Below are 14979 nucleotides of genomic sequence, written 5' to 3' on the forward strand. Positions count from 1 at the left end.
GGCGGCGACGTGCGCCGCGGCGTGACGAGGTGACGGGCGAGCGGGCCGGCGGGATACGGGCGGACCCGTTCCGGTCAGCCGCGCGCCAGCTCGGCCTCCAGCCGGTCGAGGTTCTCCTCGTTCGCGGGGACCACGAAGCGCCGCACCGCCTCGCACTCCTGCGCGGAGTCGAAGCGCTGCCGCCAGCCGAGGCGGGTCCCGGCGCCCTCGGCCGCGAGCGTGACGGTCAGCGTGAACCGGTGGCCGGAGAGGTGGCGGATCACGATCCGCTCCCCGGGGAGGAGCGTCTCGAACACCGACTCGTTCGGATGGTCCACGCCGTCCGGCCCGTGCATCACGAGGCGCCAGCGGCCGCCGGGCCGGGGCTCGAACTCCTGGAACGTGTTCCGGAACCCGCGCGGCCCCCACCAGCGCGCCAGCCGCTCCGGCGCGACGAACGCGGCGTACACCTGGTCCGGCGAGGCGCCGAGCACGCGAGCGGTGGAGACGGTGTGGCCGTCGTCGAGCCCGTGCTCGAGGCCGGCTGGACCTGCGGTGACGCTGCGCATGCACGCGCTCCGGGGGTGAGGTGGCCAGCCCGTCGGTTAGGTCGCGGGCCGGCGGTCAGCCACCGTCCGGATGGGGTGAGCGCCATGCACGCCCCGAGGTCACGGCGGCGCCGCTCGGCCCTCCGGATCCGTTCCGGAGGCCTGGCGCGCGGGGCGCAGGACGTTATCCTACGCGCCTCCTGGCTCGGGCACCGATGAGGCGGCGGAGCGGATGACGAACGCGATCGAGACCGCAGGACTCGTGAAGCACTTCGGCGCGACCCACGCGCTGAACGGCGTGGACCTCGCCATCCGGCGGGGCTCCGTCTACGGGCTGCTGGGCCCGAACGGCGCGGGCAAGACCACGACCATCCGCATCCTCGCCACCCTGCTGCGCCCGACGGCCGGCCGCGCCATGGTGCTCGGCCACGACGTGGCCCACGAGCCGGCCGCGGTGCGCAGCAAGGTGAGCCTGACGGGCCAGTTCGCCTCGGTGGACGAGGACCTCTCCGGCCAGGAGAACCTGGTGCTGGTGGGGCGGCTGCTGGGCCTCGCCTGGCGCGACGCGCGGCGGCGCGCGACGGAGCTGCTCGACGCGTTCGGCCTCGGCGACATGGCGGGCCGGCAGGTGCAGACCTACTCCGGCGGCGAGCGGCGTCGCATCGACATCGCGGCGAGCCTGGTGACCGTCCCGGAGATCCTGTTCCTCGACGAGCCCACCACCGGGCTCGATCCGCGCAGCCGCACGCAGGTCTGGGACCTGGTGCGCCGCATCGCGGCCGGGGGCACGACCGTGCTCCTCACCACCCAGTACCTCGACGAGGCGGACCGGCTGGCGGAGCGCATGGCGGTGATCGATCACGGCCGCGTCATCGCGGAGGGGACGAGCCGCGAGCTGAAGGCGTCGGTCGGGTCGAACGCGCTCCGGCTGCGGCTCGCCGACGCGGGCCAGCGCCTGGCGGCGCAGCAGGTGATCACGCGCGTGCTGGGCGATGGGGTGATGCCCGGATCGGAGCCGGCGGAGGTGGCGGCGCGGCTCGAGAAGGCGGCGCAGGCGGGCGCGGTCCTCACGGCGCTCAGCGAGGGCGGGATCGAGATCGCGGAGGTGACGGTGGGCAACCCGAGCCTGGACGAGGTGTTCCTGGCGCTCACCGGCCGGCCGGCGGAGCGGGACGCGGCCGAGGGCGGCAGCGAGAAGGAGGCGAGCCGATGAACGCGGTCCACGAGGCGCTCGCGATCCGCGCACGGCCGCGGCCGGCCTCGGCGGCGTCGGCGGTGCTGACGCTGGCGTGGCGGGCCATGCTGAAGATCAAGCACGTCCCCTTCCAGCTCTTCGACGTGACGGTCACGCCGATCATGTTCACCCTGCTGTTCACGTTCATCTTCGGCGGCGCGCTGGCCGGCTCGCCGCGCCAGTACGTGCAGTACCTCGTGCCCGGCGTGCTGGTGCAGACGGTGCTGTTCATCACCGTCTACACCGGCGTGGGGCTGAACTCGGACATCCGCAAGGGCCTCTACGACCGCTTCCGCTCGCTGCCCATGTGGCAGCCGGCGCCGCTGCTCGGGGCGCTCGCGGGCGACGTGTTCCGCTACTCGGTGGCCGGGGCGGTGATCCTGGTGGTCGGGTTCATCCTCGGCTTCCGGCCGCAGGGCGGGGCGCCGGGCGTCCTCGCCGCGATGGCGCTGGTGCTGGTGTTCAGCTTCGCGCTCTCCTGGCTGTGGATCGTGGTGGGCATGCTGGTGCGCACGCCCGAGTCGGTCATGACCACGAGCTTCGTGTTCCTGATGCCGCTCACGTTCGCGAGCGACATCTTCGTCGGCCTGGGGACGATGCCCGGCTGGCTCCAGGGCGTCGTCCGGCACAACCCGGTGACGCACCTCGCGAACGCGTCGCGCGACCTCATGCACGGCCGGCCGGCCGGCGCGGACGTGTCCTGGACGCTGCTCGCGTCGCTCGTGATCGTGGCCGCGGTGGCGCCGCTCGCGATGCGGCTCTATCGCAAGGAGCGGTAGCTCGCCCGCTCGCCTCGACGGGCTCGGGGGGAGCGGGGGACCGGGGCGCGCCTACCGCGCGATGGGCTTGTAGCGGAGGCGCTTCGGCTTCGCGCCCTCCTCGCCCAGGCGGCGCCGCTTGTCGGCCTCGTACTCCTGGTAGTTCCCGGTGAAGAACGTCCACTGCGAGTCGCCCTCGGCCGCCAGGATGTGCGTGGCGATGCGGTCGAGGAACCAGCGGTCGTGCGAGATGACGAACACGCAGCCGGCGTACTCGAGCAGCGCGTCCTCCAGCGCCCGCAGCGTCTCCACGTCGAGGTCGTTCGACGGCTCGTCGAGCAGCAGCACGTTCGCGCCGGTCATGAGCGTCTTGGCGAGGTGGAGCCGTCCGCGCTCGCCGCCGGAGAGCGTGCCCACCACCTTCTGCTGGTCGGCGCCCTTGAAGTTGAAGCGCCCGATGTAGGCGCGGCTGGGCATCTCGAACTTGCCCACCTGCACCTGGTCGTGGCCGCCGGAGATCTCCTCGAACACGGTCCTGTCGGAGGAGAGGTTCTCGCGGCTCTGGTCCACGAACGCGAGCTTCACCGACGGGCCGATCTCCACCGCGCCGGAGTCCGGCTGCTCGGCGCCGGTGATCATCTTGAACAGCGTGGACTTGCCCGCGCCGTTCGGGCCGATGATGCCGACGATGGCGCCGGGCGGGACGATGAACGACAGCTTGTCCATCAGCAGCCGGTCGCCGAAGCCCTTCGAGACGTCCTTGAACTCGATCACCTTCTGCCCGAGGCGCTCGGCCACCGGGATGAAGATCTCCTGCGTCTCGTTGCGCTTCTGGTACTCGACGGTGGACATCTCCTCGAACCGGGAGAGGCGGGCCTTGCTCTTCGCCTGCCGCGCCTTCGGGTTCTGGCGCACCCACTCCAGCTCCTGCTTCATCGCCTTGATGCGGGCGCTCTCCTGCTTCGCCTCGACCTCGAGCCGCTGCTCCTTCTGATCGAGCCAGCTCGAGTAGTTGCCCTTCCACGGGATCCCGCGGCCGCGGTCCAGCTCCAGGATCCACTCGGCGGCGTTGTCGAGGAAGTAGCGGTCGTGCGTCACCGCGACGACGGTGCCGGGGAAGCGGGTGAGGAACTGCTCTAGCCACTCCACCGACTCGGCGTCGAGGTGGTTGGTGGGCTCGTCGAGCAGCAGCATGTCGGGCTTCGAGAGCAGCAGCTTGCAGAGCGCCACCCGGCGCTTCTCGCCGCCGGACAGGTGCTTGATGACCGCGTCCCAGGGCGGCAGCCGCAGCGCGTCGGCGGCGATCTCGAGCGCGTTGCCGGTGTCCGCGCCCGCGTTCGCGATGATCGCCTCGAGGCGCGCCTGCTCCTCGGCGAGCTTCTCCATGTCGGCGTCCGGCTCGGCGTAGGCGGCGTAGATCGCCTCCAGCCGCTTCTGCGCGTCGGCCACCTCGCCCTGCGCCGACTCGACCTCCTCGCGGACGGTGCGCTCGCCGTCCAGCTTCGGCTCCTGCGGGAGGTAGCCGATGCGGATGCCGGCCTGGCGGGTGACCTCGCCCTCGTACTCCTCGTCCACGCCGGCCATGATCCGGAGCACGGTGGACTTGCCGGCGCCGTTCAGGCCGAGCAGGCCGATCTTGGCGCCGTGGAAGAACGAGAGCGAGATGTCCTTGATGATCTGCCGCTTGGGCGGGACGATCTTGCTCACGCGGAGCATCGACATGACGTACGGGGGCATTTCGCGCGTTCTCTCGGGAAGGGGGAAGGCGCGGGAATCTACCCGAAAACCGGCGCGCGCGCCGCGCCATGCGCTCCGCGCGCTCGAGGCCCGAGACGGCGAGAGGGCCGGCGGGGCGGCGCTCGCCCCTGCCGGCCCTCCGCACCCCCGGCCTCGCGCCCGGGTCAGGTCCGCTGGTGCTGCTGCTCCCACTGCCGCGCGAACTCGGCGCCGGCCCGCCGGACCTCGTCGTCGCTCAGGTCCTTCACGTGCGTGGCGAACGACCAGGAGTAGCCGAACGGATCGGCGACGCCGGCGCAGCGGTCGCCCCAGAACATGTCGGCCGGCTCCATCCTCGAGGTGGCGCCGGCCTGCGTGGCCTTCCGGTAGGCCGCGTCCGCGTCCTCGGTCCAGAGCCAGAACGTGGTGGGCGCGGGGTGCTCCGGGCTCGGCGCCGCCGTGCTCATGCCGGGCATCTCGTCGTTCAGGTAGAAGGTCGAGTCGCCGATCTTGAGCTCGGCGTGCCAGATCAGCTTCCCGTCCGGCGACGGCATTCGCATCAGCTCCTGCGCACCGAGCGCCTTCTTGTAGAACTCGATGGCCTTCGCGCAGTCGCGCAGCACCAGGTTCGGCGTGAGCGTGTGCGCTCCCTGCGGGATGGGCTTCGTGGTGGCCATGACCGTCCTCCTCGAGTGCACTGCGGGTTCCGCCGCCGTGTAAGGCGCGACCGGGGTCGCGATCGAGCCCGAGATGGGCCCGGCGCCGTGACGTGGGTCGGATGGGCCGTAAGCGCCGGTTCGGGCACCGGACCCGCCGCGCGCCCGGTGGGTCGCCTCCCTCGGACCTGCGCGCCAGCGTGCCGCGCGTCCGATTGGCGCACCGGATTGCACGCGTCGTTTACGCCGGATCGTCTCCCCCGAGCGGAGATACCGTGCTCGCCGAGGGGGAGATCACCATGGCTCGTCGGGCCGTCGCCCTGGGCGCCGTCCGTTCGCCGTGCTGGAGCCTCGTCGCCGCCGCGCTCGCGCTGCTCGGACCTTCCGGCCCGGCGACCGCCACCGAGCTCGACCTCGGGGTCCCGGACCTCGAGCTCCGCCTGGACACCACGCTCCGCTACAACCTCGGCCTGCGCACCGACGCCGTGAGCCGCCGGCTCGGCGACAACCCCGCCTTCACCGCGGGCGAGAACAGCGTCTCGCAGGGCGACCTCACCACGAACCGGCTCGACGTGCTCGCCGAGCTCGACGCCTCCTGGCGGCACCGGCTCGGCCTGCGCGCGAGCGCGGCCGGCTGGTACGACCAGGCCTACGTCCACGAGCGCGCCACCCGCAGCCCGCGGCTCGTCTCGCAGGGCATCCCCGGCTCGTACCTGAACGACGACTTCAGCGAGGTGGTCCGCCGCCGCTACCACGGCCCGTGGGGCGAGCTGCTCGACGCGTTCGCCTTCGCGCAGCTCCGGGCGGGCAGCGTCCCGGTGTCGCTGAAGGCAGGCCGGCACACCGTCTACTGGAGCGAGTCGCTCATGCAGGCGGGGCTCACCCACTCGGTGGCGTACGCGCAGATGCCGCTGGATCTCCAGAAGGCGTTCGCGAACCCCGGGGCCGAGCCGAAGGAGCTGTTCCGGCCGCTCGCCAGCGTCTCCGCGCAGGCGCAGCTCGCCCCCACCCTCTCGGTCGCCGCCCAGGTGTTCCTCGAGTGGCAGCCGTTCCTCTACCCGGAGGGCGGCACGTTCCTCGGCGCCTCCGACGCGACCTACGACGGGCCGGACGGCCTGTACCGGAACGGCGCGTACATGGTGAACGGCGGCGTGAACTGGCCTCGCCAGGCGGGCGACGCCGGGCTGGCGCTGCGCTGGGCGCCGCCCTGGCTCGACGGCACGCTCGGGCTCTACTACCGGCGCTTCACCGACAAGTTCGCGGCGGTGCTGCTCACCCGGAACCCGGGCGCGCAGGGCCCGCTCAGCCCGGAGATCCCGTCGCCGTTCCGCTACCAGCAGTACTACGGGGCCGACGTGGACCTCGTCGGCGTGAGCCTGGCGAAGCAGGTGCTCGGGGTGAGCGTGGGCGCCGAGGCGTCCTGGCGCCACCGCATGCCGCTCGTGGCGCAGTCGCCCGCGTTCGCGGTGGCCCCGTCGCCGCCGCTCCAGGCCGCGCTGTTCCCGCACGGCCTGCCGCGGAAGATCGGCAGCTCCTACCAGGCGCGCGGCGACACCTTGCACGGCCTCGTCAACCTGCTCGGCGTCGTGCCCGGCGGCCGGGCCTTCTCCAGCGCGGCCTGGGCGCTCGAGCTCACCTTCAGCCGCCGGCTCCGGGTGACCGACAACGAGGACCTGTTCTACGGAGAGGGCTACGGCGTGTGCCGGCCGGACCCGGCGCTGGTGCAGGCCGGCCTCGCCCGCACCCGCGACGACGGCTGCGCCACCCGCGGCCACCTGGGCCTGGGCGCGAGCCTCACGCCCACCTGGTTCCGCGTGGCGTCCGGCGCCGACCTGTACGTGCCGGTGACGGTCTCGTGGACCGTTCGCGGCAACTCGCCGGTGGGCCAGGGCGGCAACCAGGCCTCGGGGAGCTGGACCGCCGGCGCCGGCCTCGATCTGCGGAGCCGCTACCGCGTCGAGCTGCGCTACGCGGACTGGTTCGGGAAGACGAACGGCGGCGCGACCATCGACACCGCGAACGGGCTGCCCGCGCTCCTGAAGAGCCGCGGGAACGTGACGCTCACCGCCAAGACGACGTTCTAGACGCTCGAGGAGGATGCCATGACGGTGCGTGAACGGGCGTGCGCGGCGCTGCTGGCGGCGGTGCTCCCCGCGGCCGCCTCGGCGCTCTCGCCGGAGGAGGCGCGGCAGCTCGGGACGACGCTCACCGCGCTCGGCGCGGAGCGGGCGGGCAGCGCCGACGGGACCATCCCGCCGTACACCGGCGGCCTCACCACCCCGCCGCCCGGCTTCGTCGCGGGCAGCGGCAGCCGGCCGGATCCGTTCGCCACGGAGCGCCCGCTCCTCTCCATCGACGCGGCCAGCGCGGCCCGCCACGCCGACCGGCTCTCGGAGGGCGCGAAGGCGCTCCTGGCGCGCTACCCCGGCTTCCGGATGGACGTGTACCCGACCCACCGCACCGCCGCGTTCCCGGCGTTCGTGACCGAGCAGACCGTGCGCGCCGCCACCTCGGCCCACACCACCCACGGCGGCGTCTCGCTCGCCGGCGTGCACGCGGCCTACCCGTTCCCCATCCCGAAGACCGGCAACGAGGCGATGTGGAACCACCTGGTGCGGTTCAATGGGCGCTGCCTGCACAAGCGGATCTCCGCCTACCGCATGGAGGCGTCGGGCCGGCTCACGCACGCCAGCACCGCCCGCGTGGTCGAGGACTACCCGTACTGGACCGAGCGGACCGCGTCACCGAACGTGTACTTCCGGCTCCGGATCCAGTACGAGGCCCCGGCGCGCCGCGCCGGCGAGGGCTTCATCCTGGTGGACCCGATCGACTACCTGGAGCGCGGCCGCCGCTCCTGGCAGTACCTGCCCGGCCAGCGGCGGGTGCGGCTCGCGCCCGACCTCGCCTACGACACGCCCAACGCGGCCACCTCCGGCGCGCAGACGTTCGATGACGCGCTGCTCTTCAACGGCGCCATGGACCGCTACGACTTCACGCTGGTCGGGAAGAAGGCGATCTACGTCCCGTACAACGTGTACCGGGCGGCCTACCAGGCGCGGCCGGAGGAGCTGTTCCGCAAGCACTTCGTGAACCCGGACCTGTTCCGCTGGGAGCTGCACAGGGTCTGGGTGGTGGACGCGCGGCTGAAGCCGGGCAAGCGGCACGTGTACGCGCGGCGCGTCTTCTACCTCGACGAGGACACCTGGGCGATCCTGACCAGCGACCAGTACGACGCCCGCGGGCAGCTCTGGCGCGTGGGGATCGCGTTCATGGCGCCGAGCTACGACGTGCCCGCCATGTGGGCCGATGCGTTCCTGCACTACGACCTCGCCACCGGCGGCTACGGCGTCAACAGCTGGCCGGGCCAGGACGGCTGGATCCGGCAGGGCGCCTGCCCGGGCGACGCGGAGTGGTCGCCGGACGCGCTCGCGGGATCGGGCCTGCGCTGATGCGCGGCCGGGCCCAGATCGCGGCGCTGGGCCTCCTCCTCGCGGCGTCCGCCGCCGCGGCGGGGTTCGTGGACCCGCTCGACCTGCCCGCGGCGCCGAGCGCGCTCGCGGCGCGGCGGCCCATGCTCGCGGTGGCGCGCGCGGGCGGGCGGCTGGTGGCGGTGGGCGAGCGCGGCCTCGCGGTCTTCTCCGACGACGGCGGGGCGCGCTGGACGCAGGCGGCGGTGCCGGTGAGCGAGGACCTCACCGCGGTGCGCCTCGCCTCGCCGCGGCGCGGCTGGGCGGTGGGCCACGGCGGCGTGGTGCTCGCGACCGAGGACGGCGGGGCGCGCTGGGAGCGGCGGCTCGACGGGCGCGGCCTGGCGCGGCTCCTCGACGCGTGGGCACGGGACGGCGCCGGCCGGATCGCGCCGGCCGCGCTGGCGCAGGCGCGCGACCTCGCGGCGCGCGGCCCGGACCAGCCGCTCCTCGCCGTGTGGATGGACGCCGCCGGCCGCGAGGGCTTCGCGGTGGGCGCGTTCGGCCTCGCGCTCGCCACCGGCGACGGCGGCCGGACCTGGCAGCCCTGGCTCGACCGGATCGAGAACCCGCGCGCGCTGCACCTGCACGCGCTCCTCGAGGCCCGCGGCGCGCTGTACCTCGCCGGCGAGCAGGGGCTGCTCCTGCGCCTCGACCGCGCTGCGGGGCGCTTCCGGACGGTGGCCATCCCGTACGCCGGCACGCTGTTCGGCCTCGCCGGCGACGGGCGCGCGCTGCTCGCGTTCGGGCTGCGCGGGACGGTGCTGCGCAGCGTGGACGGCGGGCCGTGGCGGAAGGTCGAGTCGGGCGTGGAGGCGGCGCTCACCGGTGGCGCGGCGCTGCCCGACGGGCGGCTGGCGCTCGCGGCCGCCTCCGGCGAGCTGCTCGTGTCGGCGGACGGCGGCGCCACGTTCGAGCGCGTCTCGGCGCCGGGCGCGGTGCTCGCGCCCGCCTTCGCGATCGCGCCGGCGGGCCCGGGCGCGCTGGCGGTGGCCGGCGCCGAGGGCGTGCGGGTGGTGGCGCTGCCGCGCCCGCGCGAGGCGCCGTGAGGCGGGCGAGCGCACGCGAGCCGGGGCGCGAGCGCCCGGACGCGGCCGGTCCTGCGACGGGGGACGCATCCTCGCGCGGCGCGCCCGCGCCGTTCGATCCCGCCGAGGGGAGCTGGCTGGAGCGGCTGGTGTTCGGGCACCGCGCCGCGGTGGTGATCCTGGCCGCGGTCGTGACGCTCGCGCTCGGGGCCGCGGCCGCCACCCGCCACGTGGTGAGCGCCGACCTGGACCGGATCACGCCCGGCGCCCACCCGTTCGTGCAGGCCGCCCGCGCCCGCGCCGACCGGCTGCGCGGCCTCGGCAACACGCTCCTCGTGGTGGTCGAGAACCCGCGCGGCGACGTCTGGGACCCCGCCTACCTGGAGGCGCTCCGCGAGGTGAGCGACACGCTGTTCCTCATGCCCGGCGTGGATCGCCCCTGGGTGAAGTCGCTCTGGACGCCGTCGGTCCGCTGGACCGAGGTGACCGAGGAGGGCTTCCGGGGCGGCCCGGTGATGCCGGACCCGGCCGACGGCTCGCCGGAGGCCATCGCGTCGCTGCGGCGGAACGTGCGGCGGGCCGGGCTGGCGGGGACGCTGGTCGGGCTCGACGAGCGGTCCAGCGCGGTGCAGGTGCCGCTGCTGGACCGCGACCCGGTCACCGGCGCCGGGCTCGACTACCGCGCGCTCTCGGCGGAGCTGGAGGCGCTGCGGCGGCGCCTCGAGGGACCGGCCGGCGACGGGCCGGTGCGCGTGCGCATCGTCGGGTTCGCGAAGCGGGTGGGCGCGATCCTCGACGGCACGGTGGCGGTGGGCGCCTGGTTCGGCGTCGCCGCGGCCATCGCCGCCGCCATCCTGTGGCTCTCCTCGCGCTGCGTCCGGAGCACCGCGCTGGTGCTCGCCTGCTCCGGCGTGGCGCTGGTCTGGCAGCTCGGCATCGTCTCCCTGCTGGGCGTGCCGCTCGATCCGTTCTCGGTGCTGGTGCCGTTCCTGATCTTCGCGATGGGGGTGTCCCACGGCACGCAGAAGATGAACGGCGTGCTGCAGGACGTGGGGCGCGGCGCCGACCGGCGGCTCGCCGCCCGCCGCACCTTCCGCCGGCTGTTCCTGGCCGGCCTCACCGCGCTCCTCACCGACGCGGTCGGGTTCTCGGTGCTCGCGCTGGTGGACGTCCCGGCCATCCGGCAGCTCGCCCTCGCCGCCACGGTGGGCGTGGGCGTGCTCATCCTCACGAACCTGGTGCTCCTGCCGGTGCTGCTCTCGTACACCGGCGTGAGCGGCGCGGCGGCGCTGCGGAGCCTGCGCGGCGAGGCCGGCGGCGCGGGGCCCGGGGGCGCGTGGCGGCTGGTGGACCGCTTCACCGAGCCGCGCTGGGCGGCGGGGAGCCTGGCCGTCACCGCGGTGCTCGTCGGGATCGGGCTCGCCGCCGGGCGCGGGGTGCCGGTCGGCTCGACCCAGCCCGGCGCGCCGGAGCTGCGCGCCGACGCCCGCTACAACCAGGACGACGCCTACATCGCGGCCCACTACGGCGCGTCGAGCGACGTCTTCGCGGTGATGGTGGAGACGCCGCCCGAGGGCTGCACCTCCTGGGAGACGCTGGTCGAGGCCGACCGGCTGGGCTGGGCGCTGCGGCAGGTCCCGGGCGTGCAGGCCACCGCCTCGCTCGCCGACGCGGTCCGGCAGATCACGGCGGGCTCGTTCGAGGGGAGCCCGAAGTGGCTGACGCTCTCGCGCGACCCGCGGATCCTGGGCGGCGCGGCCGAGGCGGCGGGGACGCGCAACCCCGACCTGTTCGACCCGGAGTGCACGGTGATGCCGGTGCTCGCGTACCTCTCCGACCACCGCGCCGCGACGCTCGACCGCGTGGTGGCGGCCGCGGACGCGTTCGCGCGCGACCACGCCGCGCCGGGCCGCGCCTTCCTGCTCGCGGCCGGGAACGCCGGCGTGGAGGCCGCCACCAACCTGGCGGTCCGCGAGGCGCAGCCGCGCATGACCGCCTGCGTGTTCGCGGCGGTGGTGGCGCTCTGCCTGCTGGTCTTCCGGAGCTGGCGGGCGGTGGTGGTGACGGTGGTGCCGCTCGCCACCACCGCGGTGCTGTGCCGGGCGGTGATGGCCTGGCTCGGCATCGGCATGACCCTCGCCACGCTGCCGGTCATCGCGCTCGGCGTGGGCATCCCGGACTTCGCGCTCTACCTGCTCTCGGTCCAGCTCGCGCACCAGCGCGCGGGCGCGCCGCTCGGCGAGGCGCACCGGCGGGCGCTGCGCTTCACGGGACGGCCGGTGGTGCTGGTGGCGGTGACGCTCGCGGCGGGCGTGGTCACCTGGGCGTTCTCGCCGCTCCGCCTCCAGGCCGACATGGGCGTCCTGCTCACCTTCATGTTCCTCGGGAACATGGTCGCCGCGGTCGCGCTGGTGCCGGCGCTCTCCCGGCTCCTCCTTCGCGAGGTCCCCACCCCATGACCTCCCTGCCCGCTCCGCCCGCCGCGCCCGCTGTACTCATCGTGAACGTGACCGACCTCGTGGACGCGGGGCGGCTCGGGCGCTTCCACCTGGGCGCGTTCGCGGTCCTGGGCGGCTGCCTGGTGATGGACGGCTTCGACCTGCAGGCCATGGGCTACGCCGCGCCGGCGCTGGCGCGCGACTGGGGGCTGCCCATCGCGCGGCTCGGGCCGGTGTTCGGCGCCGGCCTGCTGGGGCTGTTCCTGGGCTCGATCCTGGCCGGCATGGCGGCCGACCGGATCGGCCGCCGCCCGGTGCTGCTCGGCGCGACCGCGATCTTCGGCGTCTTCACGCTCGCCACCGCCGCCGCCGGCTCGATGCCCGCGCTGCTCGCGGCGCGCTTCGTGGCCGGCCTCGGCCTCGGCGCCATCATGCCCAACGCCACCGCGCTGGTGGGCGAGTACGCGCCGCGCCGCAACCGCGTCGCGACCATGATGATCGTCACGAACGGCTTCATGGTGGGCGCGGTCGCGGCGGGCGCGCTGTCGGCGTGGCTCGTTCCCGCCCACGGCTGGCGCGCGCCGTTCTGGATCGGCGGCGCCATCCCGCTCGTCCTGCTGCCGCCCATGGCGCGCTGGCTCCCGGAGTCGCTGCAGCTCCTCGCGGTCTCGGGGCGGCGGCCGGCCGAGCTGGCCCGCTGGGTGCGCCGGGCCGCGCCGGGCGCGCCGGTGGACCCGGGCGTCCGCTACACCGTGCGCGAGGCCCCGCGCCGCGGCTTCGTGCTGCTGGAGCTGCTGCGCGGCGGGCGCGCCGCCGTCACGGTCCTGCTCTGGCTCGCGAACTTCGCGAACATGATCGTCATCTACGCGGTGGCGAGCTGGCTCCCCACGCTGGTGCGGGAGGCGGGCTTCTCCACCGCCACCGCGGTCTGGGCCGGCACCGCGGTGCAGCTCGGCGGGCTGGTGGGCACGGTGGTGCTCGGCCTCGTGCTCCAGCGGCTCGGCTTCGTGCCGGTGCTGGCGAGCTGCTTCGCGACGGCCGCGGCGTGCTTGCTCGTGCTGGGCCGGCCCGGCCTCCCGCTCCCCGCGCTCCTCGCGGTCGCCTTCGTGGTGGGCTGGGCGGTGCAGGGCGGCCAGCCCGGCCTCAACGCGCTCGCCGCGACGTTCTACCCGACCGACCTGCGCTCCACCGGCATCGGCGCCGGCCTCGGCGTGGGACGGCTGGGCGGGTTCCTCGGCCCGCTGGTCGCGGGCGCGATCCTCGCGGGCGGCGGCGGCGCGCAGGGGGTGTTCCAGGCCGCCGCGGTGCCGGCGACGGTCTCGGCGCTGGTGATGCTCGCCCTCCGCCGCGCGGCCCCGGGCGTGGGCGCCGGCGCGGCGAAGGGTGGGGCGCTCCCGCGGTCCAGCTGAGGCCCCAGCAGCACCGGGCGTGCGACCCGGTGGGTGGCCGCGCTATGGTGCCCCGATGCAGCGCGCGCGCGTCGTGTCCTTCCTCCGGTTGTGTTGCCTGGTGCTTCTGGTGTTCGTGCTCCCGAGCGCGGTCGCGCGCTACCTGATGCGGGTCATCATGACGGACGAGGAGGCCAGGGTCCCCGCGGTGGTCTGCCTGCTCCTCCTCCTGCTCGCCGGGATGACGGCGCTCGTCGTCTGGGGCATCCGGTCGAGCCGCACCGCGGGCAAGAACCCACCGTGAATGCCGTCGGGTGCCCGGCGATGACTCCGCCCCGGCGCGTCCGCTCGCGGATCGACGGGCTCACCGCGAGCGGGTTCCTGCCGGCCGGGGATGTCCGCCGCGGGTGCTAGCCTCGGGGCGTACGGGCGCGTCGTTGTGCCCGGGGGAGCCCCGATGAACGCCCTGGTCCCGATCCTCGTCTCGGCGCTCGCCGCCGCCGCCGCGGTGGCGGCGCTGGTCGCGCTGGTGCCGCCGCGCGTCGCCGCCGCGGTGCGCGCGCTGCTCGCCGACCGGCTCGACGCGGTCGAGCGCGCCCAGGAGCGGCTGGAGCGGACGCTGCGCGAGGAGCTGGGGCGCGGGCGCGCCGAGGCGGCGCAGGGGACGCAGCGGCTCCGCGAGGAGGTCCGCGCCTCGCTGGGCGAGTCGCTGGGGAGGATGGGCGAGGCGACGGAGCGCCGGCTCGACGCGCTGCGGACCACGGTCGAGCAGCGGCTGAAGGTGCTGCAGGAGGAGAACGGCGCGCGCCTCGAGCAGATGCGCGCCACCGTGGACGAGAAGCTGCAGGGCACGCTGGAGAAGCGGCTGGGCGAGTCGTTCCGGCTGGTGAGCGAGCGGCTGGAGGCGGTGCAGCGCGGGCTCGGCGAGATGCAGACGCTCGCGAGCGGGGTGGGCGACCTGAAGCGGGTGCTCGCGAACGTGAAGGTGCGCGGCACGTTCGGCGAGGTGCAGCTGGAGGCGCTGCTCGAGCAGCTCCTCGCGCCGGAGCAGCTCGCGCGCAACGTCGCCACGCGCCCCGGGTCCGCCGAGCGGGTCGAGTTCGCGATCCGGCTCCCCGGTCACGACGGCGGGCGCACCGAGGTGCTGCTGCCCATCGACGCGAAGTTCCCCATCGAGGACTACCAGCGCCTCGTGGACGCCTCCGAGCGCGGCGACTCCGCCCGGGTGGAGGAGGCGAGCCGGGCGCTGGAGGTGCGCATCCGCGGGTGCGCCCGCGACATCCACGACAAGTACATCGCGCCGCCGGGCACCACCGACTTCGCGCTGCTGTACCTGCCCACCGAGGGGCTCTACGCCGAGGTGGTCCGCCGCCCCGGCCTCACCGAGGCGCTGCAGCGCGACCTCAAGGTGGTGGTGGCCGGCCCGACCACGCTCGCCGCGCTGCTCAACAGCCTGCAGATGGGGTTCCGCACGCTCGCCATCCAGAAGCGCTCGAGCGAGGTGTGGCAGGTGCTCGGCGCCGTGAAGACCGAGTTCGGCAAGTTCGGCCAGGTGATCGAGAAGGTGGACAGGAAGCTGCAGGAGGCCTCCACCACGCTCGGCACGGTGGCGACGCGCAGCCGCGCCATCCAGCGGCGGCTCCGCGACGTGGAGGCGCTCCCGGCCGTGGACGCCGCGGCGCACCTGCCCGCGATCGACGCGGCGGTGGAGGAGCCGGTCGAGGACGACGTGCCCGCGTAGCGCGCCTGTCCACCCGCGCGCGACGA

At 74.8% G+C, this 14979-nt stretch carries 12 protein-coding genes; 9 read left to right on the plus strand and 3 right to left on the minus strand.

The genetic code is table 11. The features are described from left to right. Positions 1–74 precede the first annotated feature (74 nt). Positions 75–548, minus strand: coding sequence for an SRPBCC family protein (locus ANAEK_RS20200; protein WP_012527980.1), 474 nt, complete (start codon positions 546–548; stop codon positions 75–77). Between the two features lie 211 nt (positions 549–759). Here ANAEK_RS20200 and ANAEK_RS20205 point away from each other — a divergent pair, with 211 nt between their 5' ends. After that, entirely contained in the window at positions 760–1740 is a 981-nt protein-coding gene (locus ANAEK_RS20205) for a daunorubicin resistance protein DrrA family ABC transporter ATP-binding protein (RefSeq protein ID WP_012527981.1), read from the plus strand. Next, on the plus strand, positions 1737–2540 hold the full coding sequence (locus ANAEK_RS20210) for an ABC transporter permease (protein WP_012527982.1): 804 nt from the start codon (positions 1737–1739) through the stop codon (positions 2538–2540). The genes ANAEK_RS20205 and ANAEK_RS20210 overlap by 4 nt, the downstream gene beginning before the upstream one ends. 51 nt (positions 2541–2591) lie before the next feature. Here ANAEK_RS20210 and ettA read toward each other — a convergent pair whose 3' ends face one another. Continuing rightward, complete coding sequence (gene ettA / locus ANAEK_RS20215; protein ID WP_012527983.1) at positions 2592–4256, minus strand: energy-dependent translational throttle protein EttA; 1665 nt, start codon at positions 4254–4256, stop codon at positions 2592–2594. Positions 4257–4420: 164 nt separating this feature from the next. Then, complete coding sequence (locus ANAEK_RS20220; protein ID WP_012527984.1) at positions 4421–4912, minus strand: VOC family protein; 492 nt, start codon at positions 4910–4912, stop codon at positions 4421–4423. Positions 4913–5190: 278 nt separating this feature from the next. Here ANAEK_RS20220 and ANAEK_RS20225 point away from each other — a divergent pair, with 278 nt between their 5' ends. The 7 genes from ANAEK_RS20225 to ANAEK_RS20255 all read left to right on the plus strand — a co-directional run bounded on the left by ANAEK_RS20225 (position 5191) and on the right by ANAEK_RS20255 (position 14953). Further along, a complete protein-coding gene (locus ANAEK_RS20225) occupies positions 5191–6975 on the plus strand; it encodes a DUF1302 domain-containing protein (protein WP_041454287.1) in 1785 nt (594 codons plus the stop codon). Between the two features lie 18 nt (positions 6976–6993). Next, positions 6994–8340 (plus strand): DUF1329 domain-containing protein, encoded by a 1347-nt coding sequence (locus tag ANAEK_RS20230; RefSeq protein WP_012527986.1) that lies wholly within the window; start codon positions 6994–6996, stop codon positions 8338–8340. Next, positions 8340–9407: a glycosyl hydrolase gene (locus tag ANAEK_RS20235; RefSeq protein WP_012527987.1), complete on the plus strand. Its 1068-nt coding sequence runs from the start codon at positions 8340–8342 to the stop codon at positions 9405–9407. Before ANAEK_RS20230 ends, ANAEK_RS20235 begins: the two co-directional genes overlap by 1 nt. After that, entirely contained in the window at positions 9404–11845 is a 2442-nt protein-coding gene (locus ANAEK_RS20240; RefSeq protein ID WP_012527988.1) for an RND family transporter, read from the plus strand. Before ANAEK_RS20235 ends, ANAEK_RS20240 begins: the two co-directional genes overlap by 4 nt. Continuing rightward, a complete protein-coding gene (locus ANAEK_RS20245; protein ID WP_012527989.1) occupies positions 11842–13233 on the plus strand; it encodes an MFS transporter in 1392 nt (463 codons plus the stop codon). Before ANAEK_RS20240 ends, ANAEK_RS20245 begins: the two co-directional genes overlap by 4 nt. 100 nt (positions 13234–13333) lie before the next feature. Further along, entirely contained in the window at positions 13334–13516 is a 183-nt protein-coding gene (locus ANAEK_RS20250) for a hypothetical protein (protein WP_157376727.1), read from the plus strand. Positions 13517–13669: 153 nt separating this feature from the next. After that, on the plus strand, positions 13670–14953 hold the full coding sequence (locus ANAEK_RS20255; RefSeq protein ID WP_012527991.1) for a DNA recombination protein RmuC: 1284 nt from the start codon (positions 13670–13672) through the stop codon (positions 14951–14953). Positions 14954–14979: the final 26 nt, after the last annotated feature.

The sequence above is a fragment of the Anaeromyxobacter sp. K genome, assembly GCF_000020805.1.
Lineage (GTDB): Bacteria > Myxococcota > Myxococcia > Myxococcales > Anaeromyxobacteraceae > Anaeromyxobacter > Anaeromyxobacter dehalogenans.

Excerpts from the sequence above, each read along its gene's own strand:
- ANAEK_RS20225 (WP_041454287.1), top strand. The coding sequence starts at position 5,191 with ATGGCTCGTCGGGCCGTCGCCCTGGGCGCCGTCCGTTCGCCGTGCTGG.
- ANAEK_RS20255 (WP_012527991.1), top strand. The coding sequence starts at position 13,670 with ATGAACGCCCTGGTCCCGATCCTCGTCTCGGCGCTCGCCGCCGCCGCC.
- ANAEK_RS20220 (WP_012527984.1), bottom strand. The coding sequence starts at position 4,912 with ATGGCCACCACGAAGCCCATCCCGCAGGGAGCGCACACGCTCACGCCG.
- ANAEK_RS20230 (WP_012527986.1), top strand. The coding sequence starts at position 6,994 with ATGACGGTGCGTGAACGGGCGTGCGCGGCGCTGCTGGCGGCGGTGCTC.
- ANAEK_RS20245 (WP_012527989.1), top strand. The coding sequence starts at position 11,842 with ATGACCTCCCTGCCCGCTCCGCCCGCCGCGCCCGCTGTACTCATCGTG.
- ANAEK_RS20210 (WP_012527982.1), top strand. The coding sequence starts at position 1,737 with ATGAACGCGGTCCACGAGGCGCTCGCGATCCGCGCACGGCCGCGGCCG.
- ANAEK_RS20200 (WP_012527980.1), bottom strand. The coding sequence starts at position 548 with ATGCGCAGCGTCACCGCAGGTCCAGCCGGCCTCGAGCACGGGCTCGAC.
- ANAEK_RS20235 (WP_012527987.1), top strand. The coding sequence starts at position 8,340 with ATGCGCGGCCGGGCCCAGATCGCGGCGCTGGGCCTCCTCCTCGCGGCG.
- ettA (WP_012527983.1), bottom strand. The coding sequence starts at position 4,256 with ATGCCCCCGTACGTCATGTCGATGCTCCGCGTGAGCAAGATCGTCCCG.
- ANAEK_RS20205 (WP_012527981.1), top strand. The coding sequence starts at position 760 with ATGACGAACGCGATCGAGACCGCAGGACTCGTGAAGCACTTCGGCGCG.